This is a genomic window from Paraburkholderia sp. SIMBA_053, assembly GCF_046534895.1.
In the GTDB taxonomy this organism is placed as follows: domain Bacteria; phylum Pseudomonadota; class Gammaproteobacteria; order Burkholderiales; family Burkholderiaceae; genus Paraburkholderia; species Paraburkholderia caledonica.
The window spans coordinates 1-336 of record NZ_JAWRXU010000283.1; the positions used below are offsets into that span (position 1 = coordinate 1).

Annotated in this window: 1 protein-coding gene; it reads right to left on the reverse strand. The window is 60.4% G+C overall.

Going from position 1 to position 336, the window contains the following annotated elements:
* On the reverse strand, positions 1-336 hold a 336-nt coding region (locus SB753_RS35640), incomplete at both ends, for a proton-conducting transporter membrane subunit (RefSeq protein WP_410804793.1).

A 336-nucleotide genomic window follows, 5' to 3' on the forward strand; every position in this document is an offset into this window, starting at 1 on the left:
GTGACCGTGCGCGTCGTGACCATGTGCGTCATGGCCGTTGCCATGACCGTGTGCCGCGGCTTCGGCGCCCATCGGCGAATCCGGATGCTTCGGATCGCGGAAGCGCTCCTTGCCGTGGAACACCATGAAATACATACGGAACGAATACAGCGCGGTGACGAACACGCTTGCCACCACGGCGAAATAGGCGAAGCCCGAACCCGGCAGATGCGACAGCTTCACTGCGTCGATGATCGAATCTTTCGAGTAGAAGCCCGAGAAGAACGGCGTGCCGATCAGCGCAAGCGAACCGATCAGCGACGTGATCCACGTGATCGGCATGTATTTGCGCAGGCC